General features: G+C 36.5%; 24 protein-coding genes. 8 read left to right on the forward strand and 16 right to left on the reverse strand.

Features of this window, described 5'->3' with window-relative positions; translation table 11 throughout:
* Window positions 1–5 precede the first annotated feature (5 nt).
* Both B5X55_RS08525 and B5X55_RS08530 read left to right on the forward strand, forming a co-directional pair.
* Window positions 6–1298: an amidohydrolase family protein gene (locus B5X55_RS08525; protein ID WP_079512266.1), complete on the forward strand. Its 1293-nt coding sequence runs from the start codon at window positions 6–8 to the stop codon at window positions 1296–1298.
* Between the two features lie 237 nt (window positions 1299–1535).
* On the forward strand, window positions 1536–3935 hold the full coding sequence (locus B5X55_RS08530) for a penicillin acylase family protein (RefSeq protein ID WP_079512191.1): 2400 nt from the start codon (window positions 1536–1538) through the stop codon (window positions 3933–3935).
* A gap of 94 nt (window positions 3936–4029) precedes the next feature.
* Here B5X55_RS08530 and B5X55_RS08535 read toward each other — a convergent pair whose 3' ends face one another.
* The 9 genes from B5X55_RS08535 to B5X55_RS08575 all read right to left on the reverse strand — a co-directional run bounded on the left by B5X55_RS08535 (window position 4030) and on the right by B5X55_RS08575 (window position 13439).
* Complete coding sequence (locus B5X55_RS08535) at window positions 4030–4437, reverse strand: hypothetical protein (RefSeq protein WP_079512192.1); 408 nt, start codon at window positions 4435–4437, stop codon at window positions 4030–4032.
* Between the two features lie 12 nt (window positions 4438–4449).
* Window positions 4450–5655 carry a DUF3500 domain-containing protein gene (locus tag B5X55_RS08540; RefSeq protein ID WP_079512267.1) on the reverse strand — a complete coding sequence of 402 codons (1206 nt, stop codon included), beginning with the start codon at window positions 5653–5655 and terminating at the stop codon, window positions 4450–4452.
* 171 nt (window positions 5656–5826) lie between these two features.
* Window positions 5827–6828 (reverse strand): XdhC family protein, encoded by a 1002-nt coding sequence (locus B5X55_RS08545; RefSeq protein ID WP_079512193.1) that lies wholly within the window; start codon window positions 6826–6828, stop codon window positions 5827–5829.
* Window positions 6821–7957, reverse strand: a complete 1137-nt coding sequence (locus B5X55_RS08550; RefSeq protein WP_143814442.1) for a vWA domain-containing protein — start codon at window positions 7955–7957, stop codon at window positions 6821–6823. Before B5X55_RS08550 ends, B5X55_RS08545 begins: the two co-directional genes overlap by 8 nt.
* 87 nt (window positions 7958–8044) lie before the next feature.
* The gene (locus tag B5X55_RS08555) at window positions 8045–8917 is read right to left on the reverse strand and encodes an AAA family ATPase (protein ID WP_079512195.1); all 873 of its coding nucleotides are present in this window, start codon (window positions 8915–8917) and stop codon (window positions 8045–8047) included.
* A 66-nt stretch (window positions 8918–8983) separates the two neighbouring features.
* Window positions 8984–9454, reverse strand: a complete 471-nt coding sequence (locus B5X55_RS08560; protein WP_079512196.1) for an SRPBCC family protein — start codon at window positions 9452–9454, stop codon at window positions 8984–8986.
* A 226-nt stretch (window positions 9455–9680) separates the two neighbouring features.
* On the reverse strand, window positions 9681–12047 hold the full coding sequence (locus B5X55_RS08565; protein ID WP_079512197.1) for an aerobic carbon-monoxide dehydrogenase large subunit: 2367 nt from the start codon (window positions 12045–12047) through the stop codon (window positions 9681–9683).
* A gap of 24 nt (window positions 12048–12071) precedes the next feature.
* Window positions 12072–12563, reverse strand: a complete 492-nt coding sequence (locus B5X55_RS08570; protein WP_079512198.1) for a (2Fe-2S)-binding protein — start codon at window positions 12561–12563, stop codon at window positions 12072–12074.
* A 6-nt stretch (window positions 12564–12569) separates the two neighbouring features.
* On the reverse strand, window positions 12570–13439 hold the full coding sequence (locus tag B5X55_RS08575) for an FAD binding domain-containing protein (protein WP_079512199.1): 870 nt from the start codon (window positions 13437–13439) through the stop codon (window positions 12570–12572).
* Window positions 13440–13639: 200 nt separating this feature from the next.
* Between B5X55_RS08575 and B5X55_RS08580 the strand changes: the two genes are divergently transcribed.
* Entirely contained in the window at window positions 13640–14830 is a 1191-nt protein-coding gene (locus B5X55_RS08580) for a cysteine desulfurase family protein (protein WP_079512200.1), read from the forward strand.
* A 34-nt stretch (window positions 14831–14864) separates the two neighbouring features.
* Here the strand turns inward: B5X55_RS08580 and B5X55_RS08585 are convergent, their stop codons facing one another.
* Complete coding sequence (locus B5X55_RS08585; RefSeq protein WP_079512201.1) at window positions 14865–15971, reverse strand: XdhC family protein; 1107 nt, start codon at window positions 15969–15971, stop codon at window positions 14865–14867.
* Between the two features lie 92 nt (window positions 15972–16063).
* Between B5X55_RS08585 and moaA the strand changes: the two genes are divergently transcribed.
* The 4 genes from moaA to B5X55_RS08605 all read left to right on the forward strand — a co-directional run bounded on the left by moaA (window position 16064) and on the right by B5X55_RS08605 (window position 19278).
* A complete protein-coding gene (gene moaA, locus B5X55_RS08590) occupies window positions 16064–17047 on the forward strand; it encodes a GTP 3',8-cyclase MoaA (RefSeq protein ID WP_079512202.1) in 984 nt (327 codons plus the stop codon).
* 1 nt (window position 17048) lies between these two features.
* Entirely contained in the window at window positions 17049–18263 is a 1215-nt protein-coding gene (locus tag B5X55_RS08595) for a molybdopterin molybdotransferase MoeA (RefSeq protein ID WP_079512203.1), read from the forward strand.
* Between the two features lie 9 nt (window positions 18264–18272).
* Window positions 18273–18737 (forward strand): hypothetical protein, encoded by a 465-nt coding sequence (locus tag B5X55_RS08600; RefSeq protein ID WP_143814443.1) that lies wholly within the window; start codon window positions 18273–18275, stop codon window positions 18735–18737.
* 64 nt (window positions 18738–18801) lie between these two features.
* Window positions 18802–19278, forward strand: coding sequence for a hypothetical protein (locus tag B5X55_RS08605; protein WP_143814444.1), 477 nt, complete (start codon window positions 18802–18804; stop codon window positions 19276–19278).
* 15 nt (window positions 19279–19293) lie between these two features.
* Here the strand turns inward: B5X55_RS08605 and B5X55_RS08610 are convergent, their stop codons facing one another.
* From B5X55_RS08610 to B5X55_RS08635, 6 genes are all read right to left on the reverse strand, one after another.
* On the reverse strand, window positions 19294–20067 hold the full coding sequence (locus B5X55_RS08610; RefSeq protein ID WP_079512206.1) for a sulfite exporter TauE/SafE family protein: 774 nt from the start codon (window positions 20065–20067) through the stop codon (window positions 19294–19296).
* Entirely contained in the window at window positions 20058–21125 is a 1068-nt protein-coding gene (gene moeB / locus B5X55_RS08615) for a HesA/MoeB/ThiF family protein (RefSeq protein WP_079512207.1), read from the reverse strand. The genes B5X55_RS08610 and moeB overlap by 10 nt, the downstream gene beginning before the upstream one ends.
* A gap of 2 nt (window positions 21126–21127) precedes the next feature.
* Entirely contained in the window at window positions 21128–21718 is a 591-nt protein-coding gene (gene mobA, locus B5X55_RS08620) for a molybdenum cofactor guanylyltransferase (RefSeq protein WP_079512208.1), read from the reverse strand.
* Entirely contained in the window at window positions 21702–22175 is a 474-nt protein-coding gene (gene moaC / locus B5X55_RS08625) for a cyclic pyranopterin monophosphate synthase MoaC (RefSeq protein WP_079512209.1), read from the reverse strand. Before moaC ends, mobA begins: the two co-directional genes overlap by 17 nt.
* Window positions 22176–22287: 112 nt before the next feature.
* Complete coding sequence (locus B5X55_RS08630) at window positions 22288–22707, reverse strand: molybdenum cofactor biosynthesis protein MoaE (protein WP_079512210.1); 420 nt, start codon at window positions 22705–22707, stop codon at window positions 22288–22290.
* Window positions 22707–22949, reverse strand: a complete 243-nt coding sequence (locus B5X55_RS08635) for a MoaD/ThiS family protein (RefSeq protein WP_079512211.1) — start codon at window positions 22947–22949, stop codon at window positions 22707–22709. The genes B5X55_RS08630 and B5X55_RS08635 overlap by 1 nt, the downstream gene beginning before the upstream one ends.
* Window positions 22950–23156: 207 nt before the next feature.
* Between B5X55_RS08635 and B5X55_RS08640 the strand changes: the two genes are divergently transcribed.
* Window positions 23157–23969, forward strand: a complete 813-nt coding sequence (locus B5X55_RS08640) for a TrmH family RNA methyltransferase (protein ID WP_079512212.1) — start codon at window positions 23157–23159, stop codon at window positions 23967–23969.
* The last annotated feature ends 41 nt before the right edge of the window (window positions 23970–24010 follow it).

The following is a 24010-nucleotide window of genomic DNA, read 5'->3' on the forward strand; positions in this document are numbered from 1 at the left end:
CAGAAATGAAAAAATACATAACCTTATTAATAGCATTTGGTTTGGTCTTACAAACCATGGCACAACAAACACCTTCACCTAAACAAACAGAAGCTATCACTATTGAAGGTGCAACGGCTCATTTGGGTAATGGTGAAGTAATTGAAAGTTCCCTTATCATGTTCGAAGATGGTAAACTGACTTTTGTTGGAGATTCTAAAATGAAAATCGCCCGCAAAGGAAAAGTAATCGATGCAACTGGAAAACATGTATATCCAGGGTTTATAGCTCCAGCAAAAACCTTAGGTTTAGTTGAAATTGATGCTGTTAGAGCAACTAAAGATGAAGATGAACTTGGAGACTTTATTCCCCATGTAAGAAGTTTAATCGCTTATAACGCAGAATCGAAAGTTGTAGAAAGTATGCGGCCTAATGGAGTTTTAATTGGCCAGATAGCGCCTACTGGCGGTAGAATTTCTGGCACCTCATCAATTGTACAGTTTGATGCATGGAACTGGGAAGACGCGGCAATAAAAGTTGATGATGGTGTGCATTTAAACTGGCCAAATACATTTAGACAAGGTCGTTGGTGGGCTGGTGAAGAAAGAGGATACCAACCAAATAAGGATTACGGCGAACAAACACAAGCAGTAGTTACTTTTTTCAAAAATGCAGCTGCGTATGGCAAATCTACTTCTAAAGAGGTGAATCCTGCTTTTGCAGCAATGAAAGGTATTTTTGATGGCACTCAAAAACTATATGTTCACGCCGATGGCGAAAAAGAAATCATTGATGCCATTAATACATTAAAAGCCAATGGCACCAAAGAGATTGTTCTTATAGGAGGATATCACGCATATAAAATTCCTGAATTTTTAAAGAGTAATAACATTCCTGTTTTAGTTCAATACACCCATAATTTACCTGTTTATGATGATGATGATTATGACTTACCTTATAAGCTTCCTAAATTATTGGTAGATGCTGGGTTGATGGTAGCTATTCAAAATTCGGATGCAGAAAATTTTCAGACCAGAAATTTACCTTTCTATGCTGGGCAAGTTGTACAACAGGGCTTAGATAAAGAAGTAGCTGTGCAGCTTTTAACGGGTAATACAGCTAAAATATTAGGCATCGATGACCTATATGGAACTTTAGAGAATGGTAAAAGCGCAACGCTTTTTATATCTGAAGGTGATGCCTTAGATATGGCTGGCAATCAACTAACACATGCTTTTATAGATGGTAGGTCAGTTTCACTTGAAACACACCAAACCGAACTATGGAAACGTTATTTAGGTAAATACGAAGGAGAATAAAAAAGTAGTACGAAGAATAAAATAAAACTGTAAATTTAAGCTGATACCCATCGGCCTTAAAATCACATATTTACTTTAATTAAATTCTGAGTATTTACACTAAGAGGGTATTTAAAAAGTCCGATAAATTCGAATAATCTAAAGATTCAATAGTTCACTATTGAATCTAATTTGAATAAAATCAATAAATGGACTTTTTATATACCCTTTATTTATAACCAATAAACCAATAATCTTATGAAAAACATTTTTATTCTTTTTTTATTGGTCCTTGCTTTTTCCTGTAAAAAATCAAAGACCACCAGTTCAGATATGTTGTTGCTTGCGGAACTACAAGAACCTGTTGAGATGGTTAGAGATGAATGGGGTATTAACCATATCTACGCAAAAAATCAACATGATCTTTTTTATGCTCAAGGATATGCCGCTGCGGCAGACCGCCTTTTTCAATTCGAAATTTGGCGAAGGCAAGCTACCGGAACCGTTTCTGAAATATTAGGAGAACGTGAACTGAAAAGAGATATCGGCACTCGTCTCTTCAAATTTAGAGGCGATATGAAGACCGAAATGAATCATTACCATAAAGATGGTGTTGAAATAATAACCGCCTATACTGATGGGGTAAATGCATACATAGAAAATATTTTAAAAACGCCAGAACTATTACCTATTGAATTTCAAATTTTAGATATTAAACCTCAGAAATGGACACCAGAAGTGGTTATTTCAAGGCATCAAGGACTTTTAGGGAATATTGGCGAGGAACTTCAGATAGGTCGTACTGTCGCAAAGTTAGGTACAGATAAAACAAAAGAATTGTTCTGGTTGCATCCAAAAGAACCCAATATAGAAATTGATCCAATTATAAATACAAGTTTATTAAGTAATGACATCCTAGAGCTTTATAATGCCTATCGTAAAACCGTTAAGTTTAAAAAAGAAGACATTATACCATCATTTCGAAATACGAGTGAAGAAAAAGCGATAATATCCCTTATAAGTGTTAAATCTGATTCCTTAGGTATAGGAAGTAATAATTGGGTGGTAGATGGTTCACAAATGGAAGATGGCAATACCTACATGGCAAATGACCCCCATAGAACCATTGCAATTCCATCATTACGCTACATGACTCACTTAGTTGCTCCTGGCTGGAATGTTATAGGAGGTGGAGAACCAGAAATTCCGGGTATTTCTATTGGGCATAATGAATATGGAGCATGGGGCCTAACGGTATTTGAAACTGACGGAGAAGATTTATATGTGTATGAATTAAATCCTGAGAATCAAAATCAGTATAGATATAAGGATCAATGGGTAGACATGACACATATTTCGGAAAATATAAAAATAAAAGGTCAAAAAGATAGTATCGTAGATTTAGTATATACCATTCATGGCCCTGTAATTTATAAGGACAAAGGGAATAATGTTGCTTATGCCGTTCGCTGTGCTTGGCTTGAACCTGGCGGTTCTCCTTATTTAGCTTCGCTAAGAATGAACCAAGCTAAAAATTGGGAAGAATTTAGAGAAGCGTGTAATTATAGTCACATTCCAGGGGAAAATATGATTTGGGCTGATAAAGAAGGGACGATAGGATGGCAAGCTGTTGGCATTGCCCCTATTCGTAGAAATTTTAGCGGTCTTGTTCCAGTGCCTGGGGATGGGCGTTATGAATGGGATGGGTATCTACCCATTAAAGAAAAGCCCCATAGTGTAAATCCTAAAGAAGGCTTCTTGGCCACCGCCAACCAAAACGTAACCCCAAATGACTACACCCATTGGGATGCTATAGGATATTCTTGGGCCGATCCTTATCGTGGTGAGCGCATTAAGGAAGTGCTAGAATCAGGTAGTAAAATGACAATGAATGACATGAAGGCTCTTCAAACGGATTATCTTTCTATTCCTGCCCGTGAACTAGTACCATTATTAGAACAAATTAGTTTTGAGGATAAGGTTTTACAGGCAAGGGACAAACTGAATCAATGGAATTATAAATTGGAAGCCAATTCTATTCCTGCGGCAATTTACGTTGCATGGGAAGATCAAATAATGCAGAAAGCCGATGACATGTTTATACCCAAAGCCGGCAAAGGTATTGTTCCAAATTTACAGTTAAAGCGAGTACTAGATTGGCTGATTAAACCAGACAAAAAATTCGGAACAAACCCAATAGTTGGCAGAAATAAATTTTTAGGTGAGGCTTTCAAAGCTGCCGTAACCAATTTGGAAACCAGACTAGGATCAGATATGAACCATTGGCAATATGGTCAAGTAAAAAACAAGCATACGTATATGGAGCATGCTTTAGGTAGTGTTGTAAATGAAACAACCAAAAGTAATTTAGATCTAGGCCCCTTACCAAGAGGAGGAAACGGCCAAACTGTAGGTTCTACTGGCGGAAATTCAAGACAAAGCAGCGGTGCTTCATTTAGAGTAATTATCAACACTGGTGATTGGGATGCCTCAGTAGCCACCAATGGCCCTGGGCAATCTGGAAACCCAGACAGTCAATTTTATAGCAATCTATTTGAACCTTGGGCAAATGACCAATATTTTCCTTTGTATTATTCTAAATCCAAGATTGATTCCGTAGCGGTAAGTACCCAAATTTTAAATCCCGTGGAGAAATAACAGAGACAATAGCACTAATCAAAAATATTGTTATTCCCACTTTATAAGCGATAAATCATTACCTATAAAGTGGGATTAGCTATATAATAGAAAATTACTTGTTAGCAAACATCCATCCTAAATACGCCATTGGAATATATGCCATTAGTAGGTCTAAGGCATTGAACCACATAGGGCCGTCTAACATAGATATACTTATAGAACCACCGATTAGAAAAAATACACCAATTAATAAGGCCATAAGTTGCTTTCTCGTAGCCGCTATTTTGGCAGCTACAAATGCTCCAACTAAAGTACCCAAGGCATGAGCTAAAAATGGAAATAAAAAATGTTTAGGTTCAAATAAATGCATAGTAGATTTTAAACCTTCCATAGTGGTGATATCCCCACCTTCTGGTGGTGGAATGATGGATCCACTTATCATTATAATCCCCATATTTACTATACTGCCTATAATTATTCCTGCAACTACAGCTAAAACATTTTTGAATGTCGGATTCATATACTTTAAATTTTAATTTTCATGATGATGAATTTCTTTATGCTGACGTAACAAATCCTTACCATAATCATTCCCATTTGGGGTTCGCACCATAGTATGAATATGTTGTCTAGAAGGACCATCATATCCATTTTTAGGCATACCTACTATCCCTTGATGGTCGAATTCAATGAGAACAACAGGACTATGAATACGATAATAAAAAACGGCATCCGCTGTAATGTTTCCCACCCAAGCGAACCAAGTATCATCTAGATGAGATTTAATTTCTTCCATTTTTACCTGGCTATGACCCTCTTTTAAATTATTAATATATTGCTCTGCCAAATGAATTAAGGCTTCCTGTTGTTCACCCGTAAGTTCTGAATAGGCTATTCCTGAGTAATTTAAGGTAATGTTATCCTTACTTGCTGACGCCTTTAAGTCATTATGATTCTTGTTTGGATTGAGGGTAGCCTTATCTTGTTGTGCTTTATTTAGTGTTTGCATAAATGCCAATCCTAAATTCTGCTCATCTTGAAATAATGTATTCCCTTTATATTTTCCAGTTGTTGTAATTATTGGTTCTCCTCCCATAAACACAGGGGACATGACCACCAAATCTCCTAATAAAAAATAGTTGATAACCAAATGGTGACCATCTATTTGCCAACCCCATGGTTCAGTCTCAGAAGGTTCACCCAAAATCGTGAAGTAGTACAATTCCTCGTCATATGCCGGATCATCATTATTATATTCACGTAAGGTCTGATCCGTTTTCATAATATCCTTACTTAATTTCAATCCCTTAATGCTTAAGGATACTTGCATTAAATCAAATGCCAGCTTACGTTGATTTTCATCCATCTCCTTTATACTCACTCCTTGACGCTTATAGATTCCATTATCAACATTACTCCACATTCGCCATTCTTTATCTTCAATAGGAAAAGTTGTACGATTTTTCTGTTCAGGATTCAAAGATTTTAAAAATATTATAGCTGCATTCTGAATTGATTCAGTTGAAATACCGGTAGGTTTAATTGAAAATAGATTGGTTTCCCTTCCAGCATCAGTTTCTATTCCCCTATACTCTTGGGCGAGATTAGACCTCTCCATTTTTTCAAAATAGGTTTTGAAGTCTACTGTATTCGGTTCTTTTTCATTTGTTTTTTCTTGACAAAAGACAAAAGAAAAAACAAAGGAAAAAATAACGATTAGTGAATTTTTTGTATTCATTTTTGAGATTAAATTAACAACAAGGTATTTAATTTTGGTAGAATACACCCTTTCAACGTAAAATTGCATTTTAAAAGAATAATTAATACATGAATACTAGTTACTATTCTCATTAATTCAGCTAATACATAAGGCTCATTTTGGGTTTAAAAAATAGCCTAGACCTTAAAACTACACTTTTATATACTTACCTGGATTATTCTCAAAACTAACCTTACAACCATCACAACAGAAATAAACCTTCTCACCTGCATATTCTATAATATGCTTTGGATTTTTCTTCGACACGGGTACATTACAAACCGGATTTATATAATACTCCTCATTAAACTGATTATTCACATCAGCTTCAGTTTTGGAAGGTTTAGAGCTCCCGCAACAAGAACCACTACTGGTTTTTTCTTTACGAAAATCGTCAATTACCTCTGCTAATATACTTATAGCCACTTCACTAGCAAGTTTTGCATTAATGTCTAAACCTACTGGGCTGCGTAACTCTGAGATACGCGCATCGGAAATACCTGCATTGGTCAAATACGTTTTAATATCTTCTGCCTTTTTAGCACTAGCTACAAAGCCAACATAATTCACTGAAGTTTCCAAAGCCTTCTTTACAGAGAGTTCATCATCTTCGCCTTGGGTTGTAATAATTATATACGTATTTGTCAAATTTTTAAAAGTGCTAAAATCCACTTTATCAGAAACACTATTGGCCGATGGAAACATTAGTAAATCTGCATCAGTCGCCATCACAGAAACTCTAAAATCAGCGGCCGAAGCCATTTGCACCAATTTACGGGCAATATTACTCTTACCCACTACAATTAATTCGGGTTGTGGTATTACAGGTTCTATCATAATTTCTAGGGTTCCTTTGCTTTGACATGACATAACATATTCTTTAAACGTAGCTGTAGAACGTGTGCCACCTTCAGGAGAAATACGCACGCGTCGGTAGCGTTTGCTTTTAATAACATCTAAGGCTTCTTTGATAACGATACCACGCACACAACCACCACCTATCCAACCGATAAGCTCACCGGTTTCTAAAATAAGGGCCTTATCCCCTACTTTACCAGAACTTGGGGCTATACGGTCTACCACTTGTGCAATGGCAAAGTTGGAGCCTTTGGCCAAGTGCTTTTCTATTTGTAACGCGAGTTCGTTAAACATCCATCAATAATTTTTCTAATTTTAATAAACTATCCAAGTTGTGTGCTGATTCAAACGCATCTAAATGCGGCATCACATTCACCATTCCTTTTTGAATAGGCTGATAACCTTCCATACCTTTTAACGGATTCAGCCAAACTAAGGTCTTGCATTTTCTGCGTATCGTTCTTACGGCCTCCCTAAGCACTGTTACGTTTCCTGTTTCAAGTCCGTCACTCAAAATCACTACAATATGTTTTTGACTCAAAAATTTACTTCCGTATACGGAAAGAAATTCCGTAAGCGACTCCCCTATCTTAGTGCCACTTGACCACGAATTTACATTCTTACCAATCTGCTTTAAAACTTCTTGTTCGTTGTTTTGTCGGAGCATTGGGGTAACATGTGTCAAGGTTGTACTAAAAGTAAAAAATTCAAGGCTCTTAAAATACTTCTTTAACACCATCACGTATCGTAAAAGATAATAGCTATAGGTGTCCATAGAACCACTTACATCGAGAATAAAAACCACTTTCCGCTTTTCTTTGCGTTTTCTTTTATGGGATAAATCTAACAACATTCCACCTTTTGAAATTCCATGGCGAATCGTATTTCGAATATCAATTGTTCCCTTGTTAGCATTCTCAAGCCTACGTTTAAAACGCATACTCATTTGATGAAAAAGCTCTTCGGCCAATTCTTCCAACTTTTCCTTATCAGCAACATTTACCTTAGAAAAATCGGTAAGTCTTAGTCGTATACTCTCATTTGCGCCAACAGTTTCTTTAGCTTCTTGTTCTATGACTTCTTTTTTGGGTACCTTAAATTCTGTTCCCAAAAATATAACTGTGGCAGTCTCTTTTTCCTTTTTAAGTTGTTTGATTTGTTTTTTACGTTGTTCTAATCTCTCTTCGTAATAACGACTCCAAAAACGGTCGAACATTTCATCAAAGCGGTCAAAATGCTCTTTGCGTTTACAATAAATAGCCTTTAAACTATACTGAAACAGCTTACGATCTAAAACCCAGCCTCGTTCTGCAACTTCAAAAGCATCCCTAGTTTCTTGAGGACCCAAAACAAACTGACGCTCCCGACAATACATGGTGAAGTCGATGAGGCGTTCTTTGAATGTTTTTTCTACAGCTTGCACAGATTATAGAAATTTAGGTTTTTGAGTTTGAACTTATTTTTTTATAATGTTGAAGGCCTAGTCTAGGATTCCAATTAGGATGACATTCTAATCAATAGGATATAAAAATTCCTGAACAGACTTATTCCTCACAAACTCTACATCATCTTTATGTTTCAGAACACTACCAATGGTTGTTTTTACAATCTCATCAGTGATATTCTTTTGATTCATCAACAACAAGGTCTTTGCCCAATCTAGAGATTCTGCAATACCCGGTGGTTTATGTAAACTTGACTTTCTTAAATTGTGAATAAAAGTAACCACCTGTGTTGCCAATGCTTCATCAATATTCGGAAGCTTTTTAGCAATGATATCAATCTCTTTTGTTTTCGATGGAAAATCAACCCAATGATACAAACATCTTCGTCTTAAAGCATCACTGAGCTCTCGAGTTCGATTTGAAGTCAAAATAACCAAAGGTTTTGATTTTGCTTTTATCGTTCCCAATTCAGGTATACTAATTTGAAAATCAGAAAGTAGCTCTAATAGATATGCCTCAAATTCTTCATCAGCCCTATCAATTTCATCAATCAACAGTACTACAGGTTTGTCAGCACTTATTGATTGTAACAAGGGGCGTTGAAGTACATAATCCATCCCAAAAATCTGATTTTGAAGCGCCAACTTATCTTCATCCTGCTCAAAAAGCTTAATGTGCAAAAGCTGTTTTTGGTAATTCCATTCGTAAATGGTAGTACTTACATCCAAACCTTCATAACATTGCAAACGAATTAAATTTGTGCCCAAATGTTCGGCCAAAGTTTTGCCCAGCATGGTCTTTCCAACTCCTGGATTACCTTCTAATAATAAAGGTTTCTCTAAATTTTTCAAAAGAAAAATAGAAGTTGCCAGTTCTTCATTTAGAATATAGTCGTGCTCATAAAAATCTTTTATAAGCTTTTCGATGTCTTTGTTCAATAGCTTTAATTTAGAAAAGCTATGCTGTCCCCAGCATAGCTTTATTATTATAGATAATTAGTCTAGCTATGCTGCTGCCTCTGCCTCGGCAAGTTTCTTTGAAAAATTTGAAACAAACTGCTTAAAAAGCTGATTGGATACCGTTGTAATTAAACGAGAACCAAATTGAGCAATTTTCCCGTTTACGGTAACGTCCATTATGGCATCTAATTTCACTCCACCTTCAGCACGCTCACTAAGGTCAATAGTCATCATCATTTCAGCATTACCGTTACCCTTAGAATCAACACCTTCACCTGTAATAATAATTTTGCGGTTCGCTTTATCAATTTCATTATAATGGATATCGGCATCGTATTTGACCCCCATAGGACCGAATTTCATACCAACTTTCCCCTTATAATGATTTTCACCCACCTTTTCATCTATGGTGACACCAGGTACGCAGTCCATTATTTTTTCTGGATCGATTAGGTGTTCCCAGACTAATTCTGTGCTTTGGGGCACTTCGAATGATTTATCTAATTGTGTTTTCATAGTAGTGCAATTTTATTTCATTCTCACAAAGGTGAGAACCTATTTATTTTTACTAAATGGTTAATTCAAGTAAAGGGCTTTCTAAACGAAGAACTACCCTACCCTAATGACTTGGGCTTTCAAACCCTCAGTCAAACAAAGTTGGATACCTCCCATTATTAGAAGGGAGGATCCACTTTATTTTTCCTTTGTTCTTTGCTTTTGAAACTTCTAACCAAATACTTTATTATGCTTTCGCTTTTGCTACTTGAATAGCATCCCAAACCTTATCGGGAGTAATAGGAATATCCAAATGCTTAATTCCTAACGGATACAATGCATCTATTATCGCATTTGCAATTGCAGGTGGCGCACCTACCGTTGGTGATTCAGCAACACCTTTTGCACCTAATGGATGATGTGGTGATGGTGTAATAGTATGACCCGTTTCCCAATGTGGAGATTCTACTGCGGTTGGCACTAAGTAATCCATTAAAGTTCCATTCAAGACATTTCCTTCATCGTCATAAACGATACCTTCATACATAGCAGGGGCAATTCCTTGCGTTAGTCCACCATGTATTTGACCTTCAACAATCATTGGGTTGATGATATTTCCACAGTCATCGATAGCCACAAAGCGTTTTACATCAATAGCTCCAGTTTCTTCCTCGACCTCAACTACACAAATATAAGCGCCGTTAGGGAAGGTTAAATTTGGTGGATCATAGTAATGTGTTGCTTCAAATCCGGGTTCCATTCCTTCTGGGAAATTCGTATACGCCGCAAAGGCTACATCTTGAATCGTTTTAGACTTTTCAGGGGCGCCTTTTACAAAGTACTTGCCAACTTCCCATTCAATATCCTCTTCGCTAACTTCTAACAAGTGAGCAGCAATTTTCTTGCCCTTATCACGAAGTTTACGTGCTGCTATCGCCGCAGCAGCTCCTGCTGTAGGTGTACTTCTACTTGCATAAGTACCTAACCCATAAGGTGCTGTATCTGTATCTCCTTCATCAATTTCAATATCAGTGTAAGGAATTCCCAATTCTTCCGCTAGAATCTGAGCGTAGGTCGTTTCATGACCTTGACCTTGTGACTTCGTACCAAAGCGTGCCAATGCCTTTCCTGTAGGATGTACACGTATTTCAGCACTATCGAACATCTTTATTCCTAAAATATCAAAATCTTTAGATGGTCCTGCGCCTACAACTTCCGTAAAAGTACAAATGCCAATACCCATCAATTTTCCTTGTGCTCGCTTCTCGGCTTGCTCCTTTTTATAATCGGCGTACCCAATCATATCCATGGCTTTTTCTAAAGTTTGTTTATAATCGCCACTATCATAGCTCCATCCTAAGGGAGAGGCATATGGAAATTGTTCCTTTTTAATAAAGTTTTCGAAACGTAATTGCGCAGGATCTTTACCTATTTCAGCAGCCAGTTTATCAACCATACGCTCGATTGCATGTACAGCTTCCGTCACACGGAAAGAGCAGCGATAGGCTACACCACCTGGTGCTTTATTTGTATATACCGCGTCTAATTCTGCAAAAGCATGTTCGTAATCATACGAACCTGTACAGATAGAGAACATGCCCGTAGGATATTTAGAAGGATTAGCGGATGAATCTGTGTATCCATGATCCGCTAAAGTCGAAACTTTAAAGGCCTGAATTTTACCATCTTTGGTAGCCGCCAATTCACAGTCCATATGATAGTCACGTGCAAAGCCATTAACCAAATTCTCAGAACGATCTTCAATCCATTTCACTGGTTTTCCTATTAAAAAGGAAGCTGCAATAGCTATTACATACCCAGGATATACAGGCACCTTTCCTCCAAAACCACCCCCAATATCAGGAGCAATAATTCGAATTTTTTCTTCAGATAGACCAACATGTCCGGCAACCAAGGCTAGAATAGTACGAATCGCATGTGGCGCCTGAGATGTTAAATAAATCAACATTTTCTCGGTATCCTTATCATAGGAAGCAACCACACCACAAGTTTCAATAGATGCAACATGAATTCTTGGTAAATAAATACGTTCCTTTACAACCACATCGGCAGCGGCAATAGCAGCATCCGTTTTTGCCCTTTCGCCTCGTTCCCAATGGTAAATATGATTATCTTTTTGACCTTCTTTATCAGGACGCAACAAAGGTGCATCTTTATCTAGGGCTTTATATGGGTCAACAAGTGCTTTCATTGGCTCGTATTGAACGTCTACAGCTTCTGCCCCATCAACAGCAATATATCTATCTGTAGCAATAACAGCGCACACTTCTTGCGATTGGTGCATAACTGTATCCGTAGGTAAAACCATTTGTGAATCTGAAAGTAATGTAGGCATCCAATGCAAATTGTATTGCGCTAGGTCTTCTCCAGTAATGACAGCTAAAACTCCATCAATGGCCAACGCTTTTTCTTTATTGATACTTAAGATTTTGGCATAGGCGTAAGGACTACGCACAATGACCATATGCAACATGCCAGGTAATTTCACATCATCGGTAAACTTACCTTTGCCGTGCAAAAATCTTGCATCTTCTTTTCGTTTTACAGAGTGGCCCATTCCGCCAACCTCTGGTGATGTTTTACATTTAAACATAGTTAATTTATTTAGAGGTTAGACTTAGACTGAAGCTTCTTTTTCTTTTGCCATTTCTGCCGCAGCTTGCTGCACAGATTTTACGATATTGTTGTAACCAGTACAACGACAAAGATTTCCTGAAATACCCCAACGTATTTCTTTTTCAGTAGGGTTCGGGTTTGTTTTCAACAGATCTATTGACCTCATTATCATTCCAGGCGTACAGAAACCACAATGCAGACCATGTTGGTCATGAAATGCTTTTTGCAGCGGATGGTTTGTACCATCTGCGGCAATACCCTCTATTGTTGTGATTTCAGCACCATCTGCTCGAACAGTTAAGTAGGTGCAAGACTTGACCGATTTACCATCTATTAAAATTGTGCACGCACCACAGCTTGATGTATCACACCCAATATGTGTGCCTGTCATATCTAAATTTTCTCGAATAAAATGAACCAAGAGCAAGCGCGAATCTACCTCGGCAGTAACGCTCTTTCCATTTATTGTCATTGTTACTTTATGTTTTGCCATAATTCTTTATTTTCTTGCTCTCTCTAAAGCCTTGTTCAACATTCGTTTTGTTATTGTATTTACTATCGACCGTTTATAAGCTTCTGAACCTCTTAAATCAGATTCAGGCTCGGCATCTTCACCAGCTATAACACCAACTTGTTCAATGAGTTCATCTGTTATTTTTTTACCGCGAAGTATTTCCTCGCCTCTTTCCAATCGCATCGGCACTGCGCTAACATTAGTTAGTCCGATACCTATTTCTTGGCATACCCCATCGTCGTCTAGTTCAATATGAACGGCAACACCAGCCGTTGCATAATCACCAACTTTACGTTCAACCTTATGATATGCACCACCGCTATTCTTTTTTGTTTTTGGAATTTGAATTTCAGTCAATATATCACCAGGCTCCAAAGCAGTCATATAAAATCCATGAAAAAAATCATCGATTGGAATTGATTTTTTCCCATCAACGCCTTCAGCAATTATCGTCGCTCGCAATGCTAACATCAACGCTGGTTGGTCATTGGCAGCATCACCATGGGCGATATTACCACCTATAGTTCCACAGTTTCTAACCGAAGGATCAGCAGTTAACCAAACTGCATCACCGAAAATCGGGTAATTTTCTTTTAAATTCGGATTATGTTCTAGTTCAGTTTGGGTGGTCAACGCACCTATTTTCAAAAGATTTCCCTCCTCTTTAATGTAAGAGAGCCCTTTAATTTTACTGATATCGATAATGTGTTCTGGAGTGGCAAAACGAAGTTTCATCATCGGCAATAGACTATGTCCGCCAGACATGTATTTCGCTTCTTCGCCAAGCTCTTGTGACAAGGCAATCGCTTCTTTCAAAGTATTAGCCTTGTGGTAATTGAAATTAGCTGGAATCATAATGTTTTAGGAATTAAATTACGTAGTAAGCATTAAATATACCTCAAATACATTAAAATAACAATGATGTAGATCATATGCTATTAATTTAATAAAAAATTAACCTTGACTAATCCCCATCCCAATATTCTGAATCTTGTAAGCATCAAAAATTATTTAATCCTTACCTTTATAAAGAAGAAATCGACGAAGCTCAAAAAATGTACTCCCAACTCTATTTTGATTACAATGCAACCACTCCTTGCCTTAAAGAAGTAGTAGATAGCATGTTACCTTATTTTAATCAGGATTTTGGAAATCCATCAAGTAGCCATCACCCTTATGGTTGGTTAGCAAAAAGTGCAGTTGAAGATGCTACACTAGCTATCGCCCAAAATTTAGGTATTTCGCCAAGTAGTTTAGTATTTACTTCTGGCGCTACAGAGAGCATTAATATGGTTTTAAAAGGGGTTGCTCGAAAAATGCAATCCAAAGGAAATCATATCATTACAACAAAATCAGAACATAAGGCTGTTTTGGATACTTGTGCTTTTTTAGAAGAAAATGGTTTTGAAGTGACTTATTTAGACGTTGATTCTAAAGGATTGATTTCCGTTGAAATGTTAAGCGAAATGTTGCGCCCTGAAACTATTCTGGTGTCTATTTTATACGCTAACAATGAAACTGGTACAGTTCAACCCTTAGATGAAATATCAAGACTGACCCATAAAAATGGAAGTTTGCTATTTTCTGATACTACCCAAGCTTTGGGAAAAGTAGATTTAAGCAAAGTATTCCAGCTAGTTGATTTCGCCTGTTTTTCAGCCCATAAAGTATATGGCCCTAAAGGAATTGGATTGGTATTTATAAAGGATAATGAGGACGGAAATGGTTTACCTAGTTTTATCCAGGGAGGAGGTCAACAAAAAAAACAAAGAGGTGGGACTATAAACACACCTTTAATAGTAGGTTTCTCAAAAGCGATTGCATTGGCCATTGAGAATATTAATATAGAAACACAGCGCTTAAAAACTTTGCGAAATAAACTGGAAACAGGTTTGCTACAAATTGAATTAGCAATATCGAACAGTACAACTCCCCAGCGATTACCAAATACTGTTCATATTTCTTTTCCCTATGTTGATGGTGCAAATTTGTTAACTGCTCTCAGTCGACAAATTGCCGTTTCAAATGGGTCCGCTTGTAATTCTGCTTCTGTAGAACCTTCGCATGTATTAACGGCTATGGGTATTGAGCGAAGTTTGGCTTATGCCTCTTTGCGATTAAGCCTAGGGAAATATTCTACGGAAAATGATATTGAAAAAGCGATTGCAATAATTACCAACGAAGTTGTCAAACAACGAGATAACAATATTCTTTGGGATCGGCGTGAAAAAGAACCCACCCCTTAATCTTTTCCGAAGTGGAAAAAATCAATCCTGAAAATTAGTTTCGCTCATGAATCGGTCCAACCTTATTGCGAAGCATGCCTCCGGTATTTCCAGAAAGAACACTTAATATTTCACTGAATAAACTCATAGCTATTTCTTCTGGTGTATTGGCGCCTATTTCTAATCCGCATGGCGCATAAATTCGTTGAAGTTCATCTTTTGAAAACTCAAAACCATTTAATTTAAATTCTGCAATCATTTTATCAAAGCGTTTTCTTGGTCCTAAAGAAGCTATATAAGGAGCGGGGCTATTTACCAATTGTCTTAGATTTTCATAATCGGTTTTATAATCATGTGCCATTAAAATAATTGCTGTACGACTATCTATTTTTGGGCGGGCATCAAAATCTTTTAGATAGATGTATTTTACAGATTGTAATTTTTCCTTTTTGAGCTTCTGAACATTACCTACTAAGCTTACATCCCAATCCATCAATTTTGCCATTTCAAGCATGGGGTATACATCATAATTGTCACCATAAATTGCTAAATGAAATTGCGGTGGAATTAGTTCGATAAAAACACTTGCCTTCACCCCTTGGTTTTCAAAATGATAGGTTTTCGATTTTTGGTTTTCTAAAACATCTTTAATTCTGTCTTGAAGAAAATTTCGTAATCCATTAGGTTGGCAATCTTCTAAAGACGCTGAATGCTTATTATAATAAAAACTTCTTCCTAATGGTATAGTTTCTATTTGGGTATTTAGCGCTGTTACCGTAGTGATAACATGAAATCCTCTATCTGAAACACATTTCTGTAACATTTCTAAAGTAGCAGAATTTTCAGAAATAGGTGAAATCAAAACATCAATGACCCCATTACAACCTAAACCGACACCAATTTCATTTTCTTTAGAAGTGTCATAGGTTACAATAGATGGTTCTTGTTTAAGAATTGCGATTTGAGAACGTTGTAAAGCATCTCCCTCTAAACATCCTCCACTTATTCCGCCTTCAAAAACCCCAGATTCAAAAACAAGCATTCGAGCACCTTCTCTTCTATATGATGACTCTTCTACTCTCACTACCTGCGCTATGGCACATTTCTCACCAGATTCTTTGAAATTATTGTACAGTTGAAGAATCGATTTAATTTCTTTCATTTTTATAGGTTATAATTTTCTTTTTCGCATTAACAAAGCTAATATATCTAAAAATACCTATATTCAATATTCTTAAACTCCCGAGTATTGCTATGAAGGATTCCTTTGACAGAACTATAGATTATGTTCGTATTGCTGTAACAGACCGCTGTAATTTGCGGTGCTTTTACTGTATGCCGGCAGAAGGCATACCCTATGAACCTAAAGCACATTTACTTAGTTATGAGGAAATTACTCGATTACTAAAAGTATTAGGTGAACTGGGTTTTCAAAAAGTACGATTTACCGGTGGCGAACCTTTTCTTCGTAAAGATTTCATGAAATTGTTGGAAAATACTGCAGGATTAGATGATTACAAATCCATCCATATTACTTCAAACGGCACACTTTTACAAAAACATATTCCGAAATTAAAGGAATTAGGAATCACCAAAATCAACCTAAGTATTGACTCTTTGGATAAGGAACGCTTTCATAAAATCACCCGTCGTGATGATTTTGAAAAAGTAATTGAGACATTTCACATGCTCATTGACAACGGATTTAAAATCAAACTGAATGCGGTCATCATGAAAGGTATCAATACCCAAGATATTATTCCTTTAGCAGAATTGGCTAAAGATTATCCTGTTGATGTACGTTTTATTGAAGAAATGCCTTTTAATGGTGGATATAAAGAAAATGTAGAGATGTATTCGGCACGTGATATCAATGCCGATTTAAAAGCGCATTTTTCTGGTTTAGAAGAAATTCCTGGTAAACATGGTGATACTGCAAGTTTGCTTTCGGTACCTGGTTACAAAGGGAATATTGGCGTAATTGCCGCTTTCTCAAGAACCTTTTGTAATACCTGTAATCGACTTCGAATATCTTCTAAAGGAGAAATCAAAAGTTGTTTGTATGATGATGGCGTTTTTAATATTCGTGATTATATGCGCTCTGGAGTTACAGATTTAGAATTAGCGGATAAGTTTAGAGAAATCGTTCGCCTCAAACCAAAAGACGGATTTGAAGCAGAAAAAATGCGGAAATCTCCAAAAGATGCAATGCAAAGTATGAGTAGTATAGGAGGATAATATGGAAAACACTTTTATTCCCTACGAAAAAGCCCTTTCAATTTTAGAAGAACACAAAGGCGAATTCCCCATTGAATCAAGAAACTTAGAAGATTGTATTGGTGCCTATCTTGCAGAAGACTTATTAGCTGACCGTGACTTCCCTCCTTTTGATAGAGTTACCATGGATGGTATTGCCATTGTTTATGGCACTTTTGAAAATGGAAAACGAACTTTTAATATTGAATCGGTCGCTGCTGCGGGAACTCCACAACTTACTTTAAAAGACACTCAAAATTGTATCGAAGTAATGACAGGCGCTATAATGCCCAACGGAGTTGACACGGTAATTCGTTATGAAGACCTTACAATTGAGAATAATCAAGCTACAATTAATCTTGATTCCTTAAATCACAAACAGAATGTGCATTTCAAGGGAATAGATATTGCACAAGGGACCAAAATTGTCAATCAAGGAAAAAAGCTTTCGAGTGCCGAAATAAATATTGCCGCCGCAGTAGGAAAAGCTTCCTTGCTGGTTAAGAAAATGCCCAAAGTGGTTATTTTTTCAACGGGAGATGAATTGGTACCTGTACATCAAACCCCAAAATTACATCAAATACGAAGGTCGAATATTTACGGAATTCAAGCAACGCTAAAAGAATGGGGGGTTTTAGCTAAACTAGAGCATTTAGCGGACAACAAAGAAGAAATGTTAGCAACCATTTCGGTATTGCTCAAGGAATACGACCTTTTTATTTTTACAGGAGGCGTATCAAAAGGAAAATTTGATTACCTACCTGATGTGCTTGAAGAATTAAAAGTTAAAAAACACTTTCATAAGATTCAGCAACGCCCAGGCAAACCTTTTTGGTTTGGAAGTAATACAGAAGGGAAAAAGATTTTTGCCCTTCCAGGGAATCCAGTTTCTTCTTTTGTATGTGTATATATGTATTTGCAGTTTTGGCTTCAAAAATCATTGGGTATTGAACAGGAAGTCCTTCATGTAAAGCTCAAAAACGATGTAGAATTTAAACCAGACTTGGTATACTTCTTAGAAGCAACTTTAGAAAGCAACCCTGACGGAACTCTTTCTGCTGAGGCGATTAAAGGAAATGGCTCAGGTGATTTCGCTAATCTCGTTAAAACGGACGGATTTTTAATATTACCGCAAAATAAAAGCCAATTTTTTGCGAATGAAGTCTATCCTTTTGTACCTTACCGTACAAAATGGTAAACTATTGGTATGGAAACCATAAAGACAACTTGCTGTAAAACTAAATTTGTTTCAGTCAAAAAAGTGGAAGCTGCAAGCGGCTCTATGTCTTTTATTTCCACCATTTTAATGATTCTCATCCCCAAGTGTCCGCTTTGTTTGACAGCCTATATGAGCGCTATGGTACTATTCTTCGATGTTGAATATTCAACCTTGGTTCCTGTATTACTACATACAAAACCTATTATGGCACTTTTAATCATCACCATGATTCTGTTAAATAGAAAAGATAAGAGAACTTATATTTCTTTGGGGATTGCAGGGATTGCATTGACCTTTTTGGTTTTAAAAACCTATTTCGCTACCGCTTTGTTGTTACCTGATTGGATACTATATATCGCATTTATATTTGCGATTTGGTACAATGGTAACTTCCAATATTTTTACCGGTTCTTGAAATCTAAAAAAAATAGCCAAGTAGTTGCTAAACCATAATCAATATCTTTACATCAATTCGGACAACCATAATAAAACCGAACAATTTATAATAGAACAAAAAATGACCTCCAGTAGCAAAAGAGAATTTCTTGCCAATTCATTTCCTAAGCTTTTGAACAACTTAAACATAGACACAAAAGCAAATTTCGGGCTCATGACACCTCAACATATGGTTGAACATTTAATAATGGCTTTAGGGAGTGCTACGACTAAATTTGAAGGAGAAAGAATAAAACCTGCTTCTGAGCAACAATTGGGTATGCAGCAGTTTATAAAAAGTGGATCTGTTTTGGTTCACAGACCAAGTGAAAAAACAAAAGCAGATTTACCGCCATTGAAATACGCATCAATAGAAGAAGCAATTACAAACATTCCTGATGCAGTCGAAAAATATTATGCCTTTCAAGACAATAACCCAAATTACATACCTTACGCTTCTTTCATGGGTGAGGTCTCTTATGAAGATGAAGAGTTATTTCATTACATGCATATTAAATATCACCTATGGCAGTTTGGTTTACTTGAGCAATATCCTTAAAAAATCTTGGTGATTTCAAAACTGCAACCCATTAACAAACAGAACCCGAATTCCAACAATCAACACCAAAATTGCAGTAACCACTTTAATACCGTTTCCTGTAAGTTTACTTAAGCTTAAACGAATTCCAATTTGTCCTCCTATAAACACGGCAACAATTAGACCACTAGCTTCTATCCAAGGGAGTTCGAACATTCCTTTTGTCAATAAACCACCTATGCCTGAAATAGAATTCACCAGGATAAAAAAGCTAGCCAACGCCGCAATTTTGATTGATTTATCCCACTTCATATGATTAAGAATAGGTGCTAAAAAAATACCTCCACCTATTCCTACCAATCCAGACAACAGACCAATTCCTGCCCCTAACAAATATGTTACATATGGGGGATAATTCGGATTCACCTCTTCCGATTTCTTCAGTTTCAAAGTCTGAAATATCAACGCTAAGGCAGATACTATTAAAGCACCTCCTAAAATGATAAAGAAGACTTGCTCAGATAATCGAAATCGCGCTCCTAAAAAGGCAAATGGAATACTTGCCAATATGAAAGGTAAAAACTTTTTAAAATCTAAGTGTCCGTTTTTCCAATAGAGATAAGTACTACCAGAAACGACAACCAGATTACAAATCAAAGCCGTACTTCTAATGGCAAAAAAACTTGTCAAAACCAATGCTAATAAGGCTAAATAACTAGAACCACCCCCAAAACCTACTGAAGAATAGAGCGTTGCAATGACCAAAAAGCCAAGCATTAATAATACAAGTTCGGTAACAGTTAGGAGCATAAAGCCAAATACTGGTTTAGACCTCCTAAAATACTAAAAAGCGAACTTTGTGGGTGCTGTTCGCGCAATTGTTTTAGAGCGGTCTCACTTCGTTTTCCTGATTGGCATAATAAATACACGGGGAGTGAAAAGTTAATCTTCCCAGTATTAGCCTTTAATTCATTTAAAGGGATATGAACGGAATCTGGTAGATGATAATTTTTAAATTCCTCAATCGTACGTACATCAATAATTTGTGGCTTATCAACTAGTAATTTTTGAATTTCTTGTGCTTCAATTGTTGGAACGATTTCGCAAGGGTCATTCCACTCATAAAAATCTTGCAGCTTTTCAATTTTTATATTTTCGGGCTGTAATTTGAATTTTATTTTTTGATAAGATTGTTGGAGGCCATCAAAAATCAACAGTTTTCCCGAAAGCAAATCCCCAATTCCAGTGAGTACTTTAATAGTTTCTAAAGCCTGCAGGTTACCTATGATTCCGGGGATAATTCCAAGTACGCCATGTTCATTACAATTCGGAACCTCATTTTCATTAGGCATATTTGGAAAAAGACAGCGGTAGGTTGGTCCATCCTTATAATTAAAAACACTTACTTGACCTTCGTAACCATGCAATGCACCATACACAAAAGGCTTTTTAAGGATTACGCAGGAATCATTCACTAAATAGCGGGTAGGAAAGTTGTCTGATGCATCAACCACAATATCATAATCCGCTATAATTTCAAGAGCATTTTTTGTGGTTAAAAATGTATTAAAAATGACTATCTCGGTATTTGGATTTTGTGCCTTTAGTTTCTTTAGCGCCGCTTTTACCTTCGATTGGCCTATATCACTTTCCGAATATAGTACTTGGCGGTGTAAATTAGTAAGCGAAACAATATCATTATCTACAATGCCAATGGCACCTACACCCATTGCGTTCAAGTATGTAAGTACTGGTACACCTAGACCCCCAGCACCAACCACCAAAACTTTTGCTTCGGCAAGTTTTTTTTGGCCTTCTATGCCGAAGCCCTTAAGAATGGTTTGTCTGGTATAACGTTGGTTGTTCATGCTTATGCCAATTTCTCCAATGCCTCTTTATAATCCTCCTCAGAGTTGGCGTTCAACAAAACATTCTCATATTTCGGAAACACCAATTTCGTATAATGATTGATAAGATATTTTCTCGGGCAAGTCCCGTTCCCACTTTCTAAATAAGTAATAGATTGTTGCAACGCATGCGGTTCCCAAATTGCACATAAAGGTTCTGGTAGCGGATTCTCTTTTAAAGCGAAGGCAGTTGCTTCTTTTGCGGTATCGCGTTGGGAAATCAATTCTTTTAAGGCGTCTAAATCCATTAGAGGAAGGTCACAGGCTAAAACTAGCCAAGCCACATCTGGATATTTTTTGTGTGCAGACAAAAGTCCGTTGTAAGGTCCTTTGAATTCATTTAAATCAACAATAGTTTTCATAGCCGTTGGTAGTTCATCTTCCTGTTCTTCACGCAGACTAATGAAAGTATTTTCGCAAACTTGACTAAGTAAATTGTACAAATATTCACGTTGAGGAATGCCGTGATATTCAATCAATCCTTTGTCTGTACCCATTCGAGTACTCTTCCCTCCAGATAAAACGAGACCGTATAGTTTAGCGATTGAAGTCATTCTTACCTCCTGTTTTTTGTTCTAATTGTATTTCAGAAATTTTGATATCATGCGACAAGGCCTTACACATATCGTAAATAGTTAATGCACTGACAGAAACTCCCGTTAGGGCTTCCATTTCAACCCCAGTTTGCTCGTTACATTTTACTTTGCAGGTAATTTGTAAAGCATTTTTTATTGGGGCTATATCTATCTGTATTTTGGAAAGATTGAGTTGATGACAAAGCGGAATTAACTCAGCAGTCTTTTTAACCGCTTGAATTCCTGCAATAACGGCTGTTTGAATTATACTTCCTTTATGTCCCAAAAAGTCTTGAGAGGCCAAGGTATCAAAAACATCTGAAGGAAAAACAACTTTTCCCGTAGCAACCGCTGTTCGCACTGATACTTGTTTATTTGACACATCTACCATTGAGGCATTGCCAGATTCGTCTATATGTGAAAGTTGTTTAGTCATATGTATTGTTATGTACCTATAAGATGGAGGTTGTTTTAATCTTAGGTTTATCGAGTTTATTTCATATTTAAATAAAACTCTTTAACTCCATAATTCAAAAAAACTTTAAAATTTATGGATGCGCCGATACCCAAACAGATTTGTTCTCAAAACGTTCTTTTTTCCAAATTGGGACAGTTTTTTTAAGGGTGTCTATTAAATACCTACAAGCCTCAAAACAAGCATCTCTATGTGCAGAAGAAGCACCTACGACAACTACAGGCACTTCAACTTCTTTTAAACCAACTGCATGACGAATAATCACTTTATTTAAATTCCATTTAACAACCGCATCCGACGCAATTTTGTCCATTTCTTTTAAAGCCATTTTCTTATATGTCTCAAATTCCAAAGAAACTACCTCTTCTTCCCTTGTAAATTCTCTCACAGTACCTACAAACACGCAAATACCTCCGCTCTTAGGGTGAGAAAGCTCCTTAAACACTTGCGAAGCATCAATATTATCTACTATTTCTACTATTTTTTCACTCATTATCCTCCACTTACAGGTGGTATGATTGCTATTTCATCATCCACAGTTAAAGATACGTCATCTTCTGCATATTCACTATTTACAGCTACCGCCAAAGAAGTTAATTTTGAAAGTTCTGGATAAGAAATTATCAACTGAGCCTTTAAATCAGCAACAGAATTAGGCCTTTTAAATTCATCAGAAAATGTAATTTGAGAACTTCCCACAATGTCTTTGGCAATCCCAAAAAAAAGTACGTTCATTTTTATAAAAATTTGATGAAATTCAAGTTACTTATAAAATTTAAGTCGCCATAGAAAAGGTGATACTTTAAGAAATTATTTTAGGTGCATTGGGTAAAACAAGTGTGTAAAATGAATTCTTTGTTAAACCTATTTCAATCAAAGTATATTTCTAGGTTGATCGAAATATTACATACCAATAAACAGATTAGATTACTTTTGTAAATCATGCATTCAACAAAACATATAAGCAGCGCTCAAAATCCTTTGATCAAAAAGGCTTTATTGCTAAAAGAAAAATCTAGGGAACGCAAAAAAACCGGACTATTTCTTTTAGAAGGAATGCGCGAGCTACAAATTGCAAACCGGGCTCAATACGAAATAGCTACTATTTTCTATTGTGAGAATATTTTAGTTGATGCCCAAAACAACACCTTTTTACAATCATTTTCTGCGGATAAATTAATTTCGGTAAGTAATGATGTGTATAAAAAAATAGCACATCGAGATACTACCGAGGGCATAATAGCAATAGCCAAAAGCAAAGATCATAACCTTTCCTTATTAAAATTTGAAGGTTCAAATCCCTTAGTACTTATAGCAGAGGCACCTGAAAAACCAGGCAATATTGGAGCTTTATTAAGAACAGCAGATGCAGCCAACTTAGATGCTGTACTAATTGCTAACCCAAAAACAGACCTATATAATCCTAATATTATAAGATCCAGTGTAGGATGTATATTTTCAAGAAATGTTAGAATGGGTAGCACCGAAGAAATCATAGAATTCTTAAAAAAAGGAGGATTTCAGATTTACTGCGCAGCGCTATCTGCTTCAAAAGATTATACGACAGTAGAATTTAATGGGCCTACCGCTATCGTTGTTGGAACCGAAAACTCAGGCTTAAGTGAAGACTGGCTAAATAATTCCACCCAAAATATTATAATTCCCATGGAAGGCGAAATCGATTCTATGAACGTTTCAGTATCTGCAGCAATACTTATCTTTGAAGCTAAACGCCAGCGAAAATTAAATACTTAAAAAGCTTAAGGTCACTATTTGAATTTTCCTATTATAATATA

Origin of the sequence: Maribacter arcticus, assembly GCF_900167935.1 — a bacterium.
GTDB lineage: Bacteria > Bacteroidota > Bacteroidia > Flavobacteriales > Flavobacteriaceae > Maribacter > Maribacter arcticus.

Coding starts and splice junctions, on each gene's coding strand:
- B5X55_RS08600 (WP_143814443.1), top strand. CDS start 18,273: ATGGAAACCATAAAGACAACTTGCTGTAAAACTAAATTTGTTTCAGTC.
- B5X55_RS08565 (WP_079512197.1), bottom strand. CDS start 12,047: ATGTTTAAATGTAAAACATCACCAGAGGTTGGCGGAATGGGCCACTCT.
- B5X55_RS08605 (WP_143814444.1), top strand. CDS start 18,802: ATGACCTCCAGTAGCAAAAGAGAATTTCTTGCCAATTCATTTCCTAAG.
- mobA (WP_079512208.1), bottom strand. CDS start 21,718: ATGACTTCAATCGCTAAACTATACGGTCTCGTTTTATCTGGAGGGAAG.
- moeB (WP_079512207.1), bottom strand. CDS start 21,125: ATGAACAACCAACGTTATACCAGACAAACCATTCTTAAGGGCTTCGGC.
- B5X55_RS08570 (WP_079512198.1), bottom strand. CDS start 12,563: ATGGCAAAACATAAAGTAACAATGACAATAAATGGAAAGAGCGTTACT.
- B5X55_RS08535 (WP_079512192.1), bottom strand. CDS start 4,437: ATGAATCCGACATTCAAAAATGTTTTAGCTGTAGTTGCAGGAATAATT.
- B5X55_RS08610 (WP_079512206.1), bottom strand. CDS start 20,067: ATGCTCCTAACTGTTACCGAACTTGTATTATTAATGCTTGGCTTTTTG.
- B5X55_RS08545 (WP_079512193.1), bottom strand. CDS start 6,828: ATGTTTAACGAACTCGCGTTACAAATAGAAAAGCACTTGGCCAAAGGC.
- moaC (WP_079512209.1), bottom strand. CDS start 22,175: ATGACTAAACAACTTTCACATATAGACGAATCTGGCAATGCCTCAATG.
- B5X55_RS08530 (WP_079512191.1), top strand. CDS start 1,536: ATGAAAAACATTTTTATTCTTTTTTTATTGGTCCTTGCTTTTTCCTGT.
- B5X55_RS08635 (WP_079512211.1), bottom strand. CDS start 22,949: ATGAACGTACTTTTTTTTGGGATTGCCAAAGACATTGTGGGAAGTTCT.
- B5X55_RS08585 (WP_079512201.1), bottom strand. CDS start 15,971: ATGAAAGAAATTAAATCGATTCTTCAACTGTACAATAATTTCAAAGAA.
- moaA (WP_079512202.1), top strand. CDS start 16,064: ATGAAGGATTCCTTTGACAGAACTATAGATTATGTTCGTATTGCTGTA.
- B5X55_RS08540 (WP_079512267.1), bottom strand. CDS start 5,655: ATGAATACAAAAAATTCACTAATCGTTATTTTTTCCTTTGTTTTTTCT.
- B5X55_RS08575 (WP_079512199.1), bottom strand. CDS start 13,439: ATGATTCCAGCTAATTTCAATTACCACAAGGCTAATACTTTGAAAGAA.
- B5X55_RS08640 (WP_079512212.1), top strand. CDS start 23,157: ATGCATTCAACAAAACATATAAGCAGCGCTCAAAATCCTTTGATCAAA.
- B5X55_RS08630 (WP_079512210.1), bottom strand. CDS start 22,707: ATGAGTGAAAAAATAGTAGAAATAGTAGATAATATTGATGCTTCGCAA.
- B5X55_RS08525 (WP_079512266.1), top strand. CDS start 6: ATGAAAAAATACATAACCTTATTAATAGCATTTGGTTTGGTCTTACAA.
- B5X55_RS08560 (WP_079512196.1), bottom strand. CDS start 9,454: ATGAAAACACAATTAGATAAATCATTCGAAGTGCCCCAAAGCACAGAA.
- B5X55_RS08595 (WP_079512203.1), top strand. CDS start 17,049: ATGGAAAACACTTTTATTCCCTACGAAAAAGCCCTTTCAATTTTAGAA.
- B5X55_RS08580 (WP_079512200.1), top strand. CDS start 13,640: ATGTACTCCCAACTCTATTTTGATTACAATGCAACCACTCCTTGCCTT.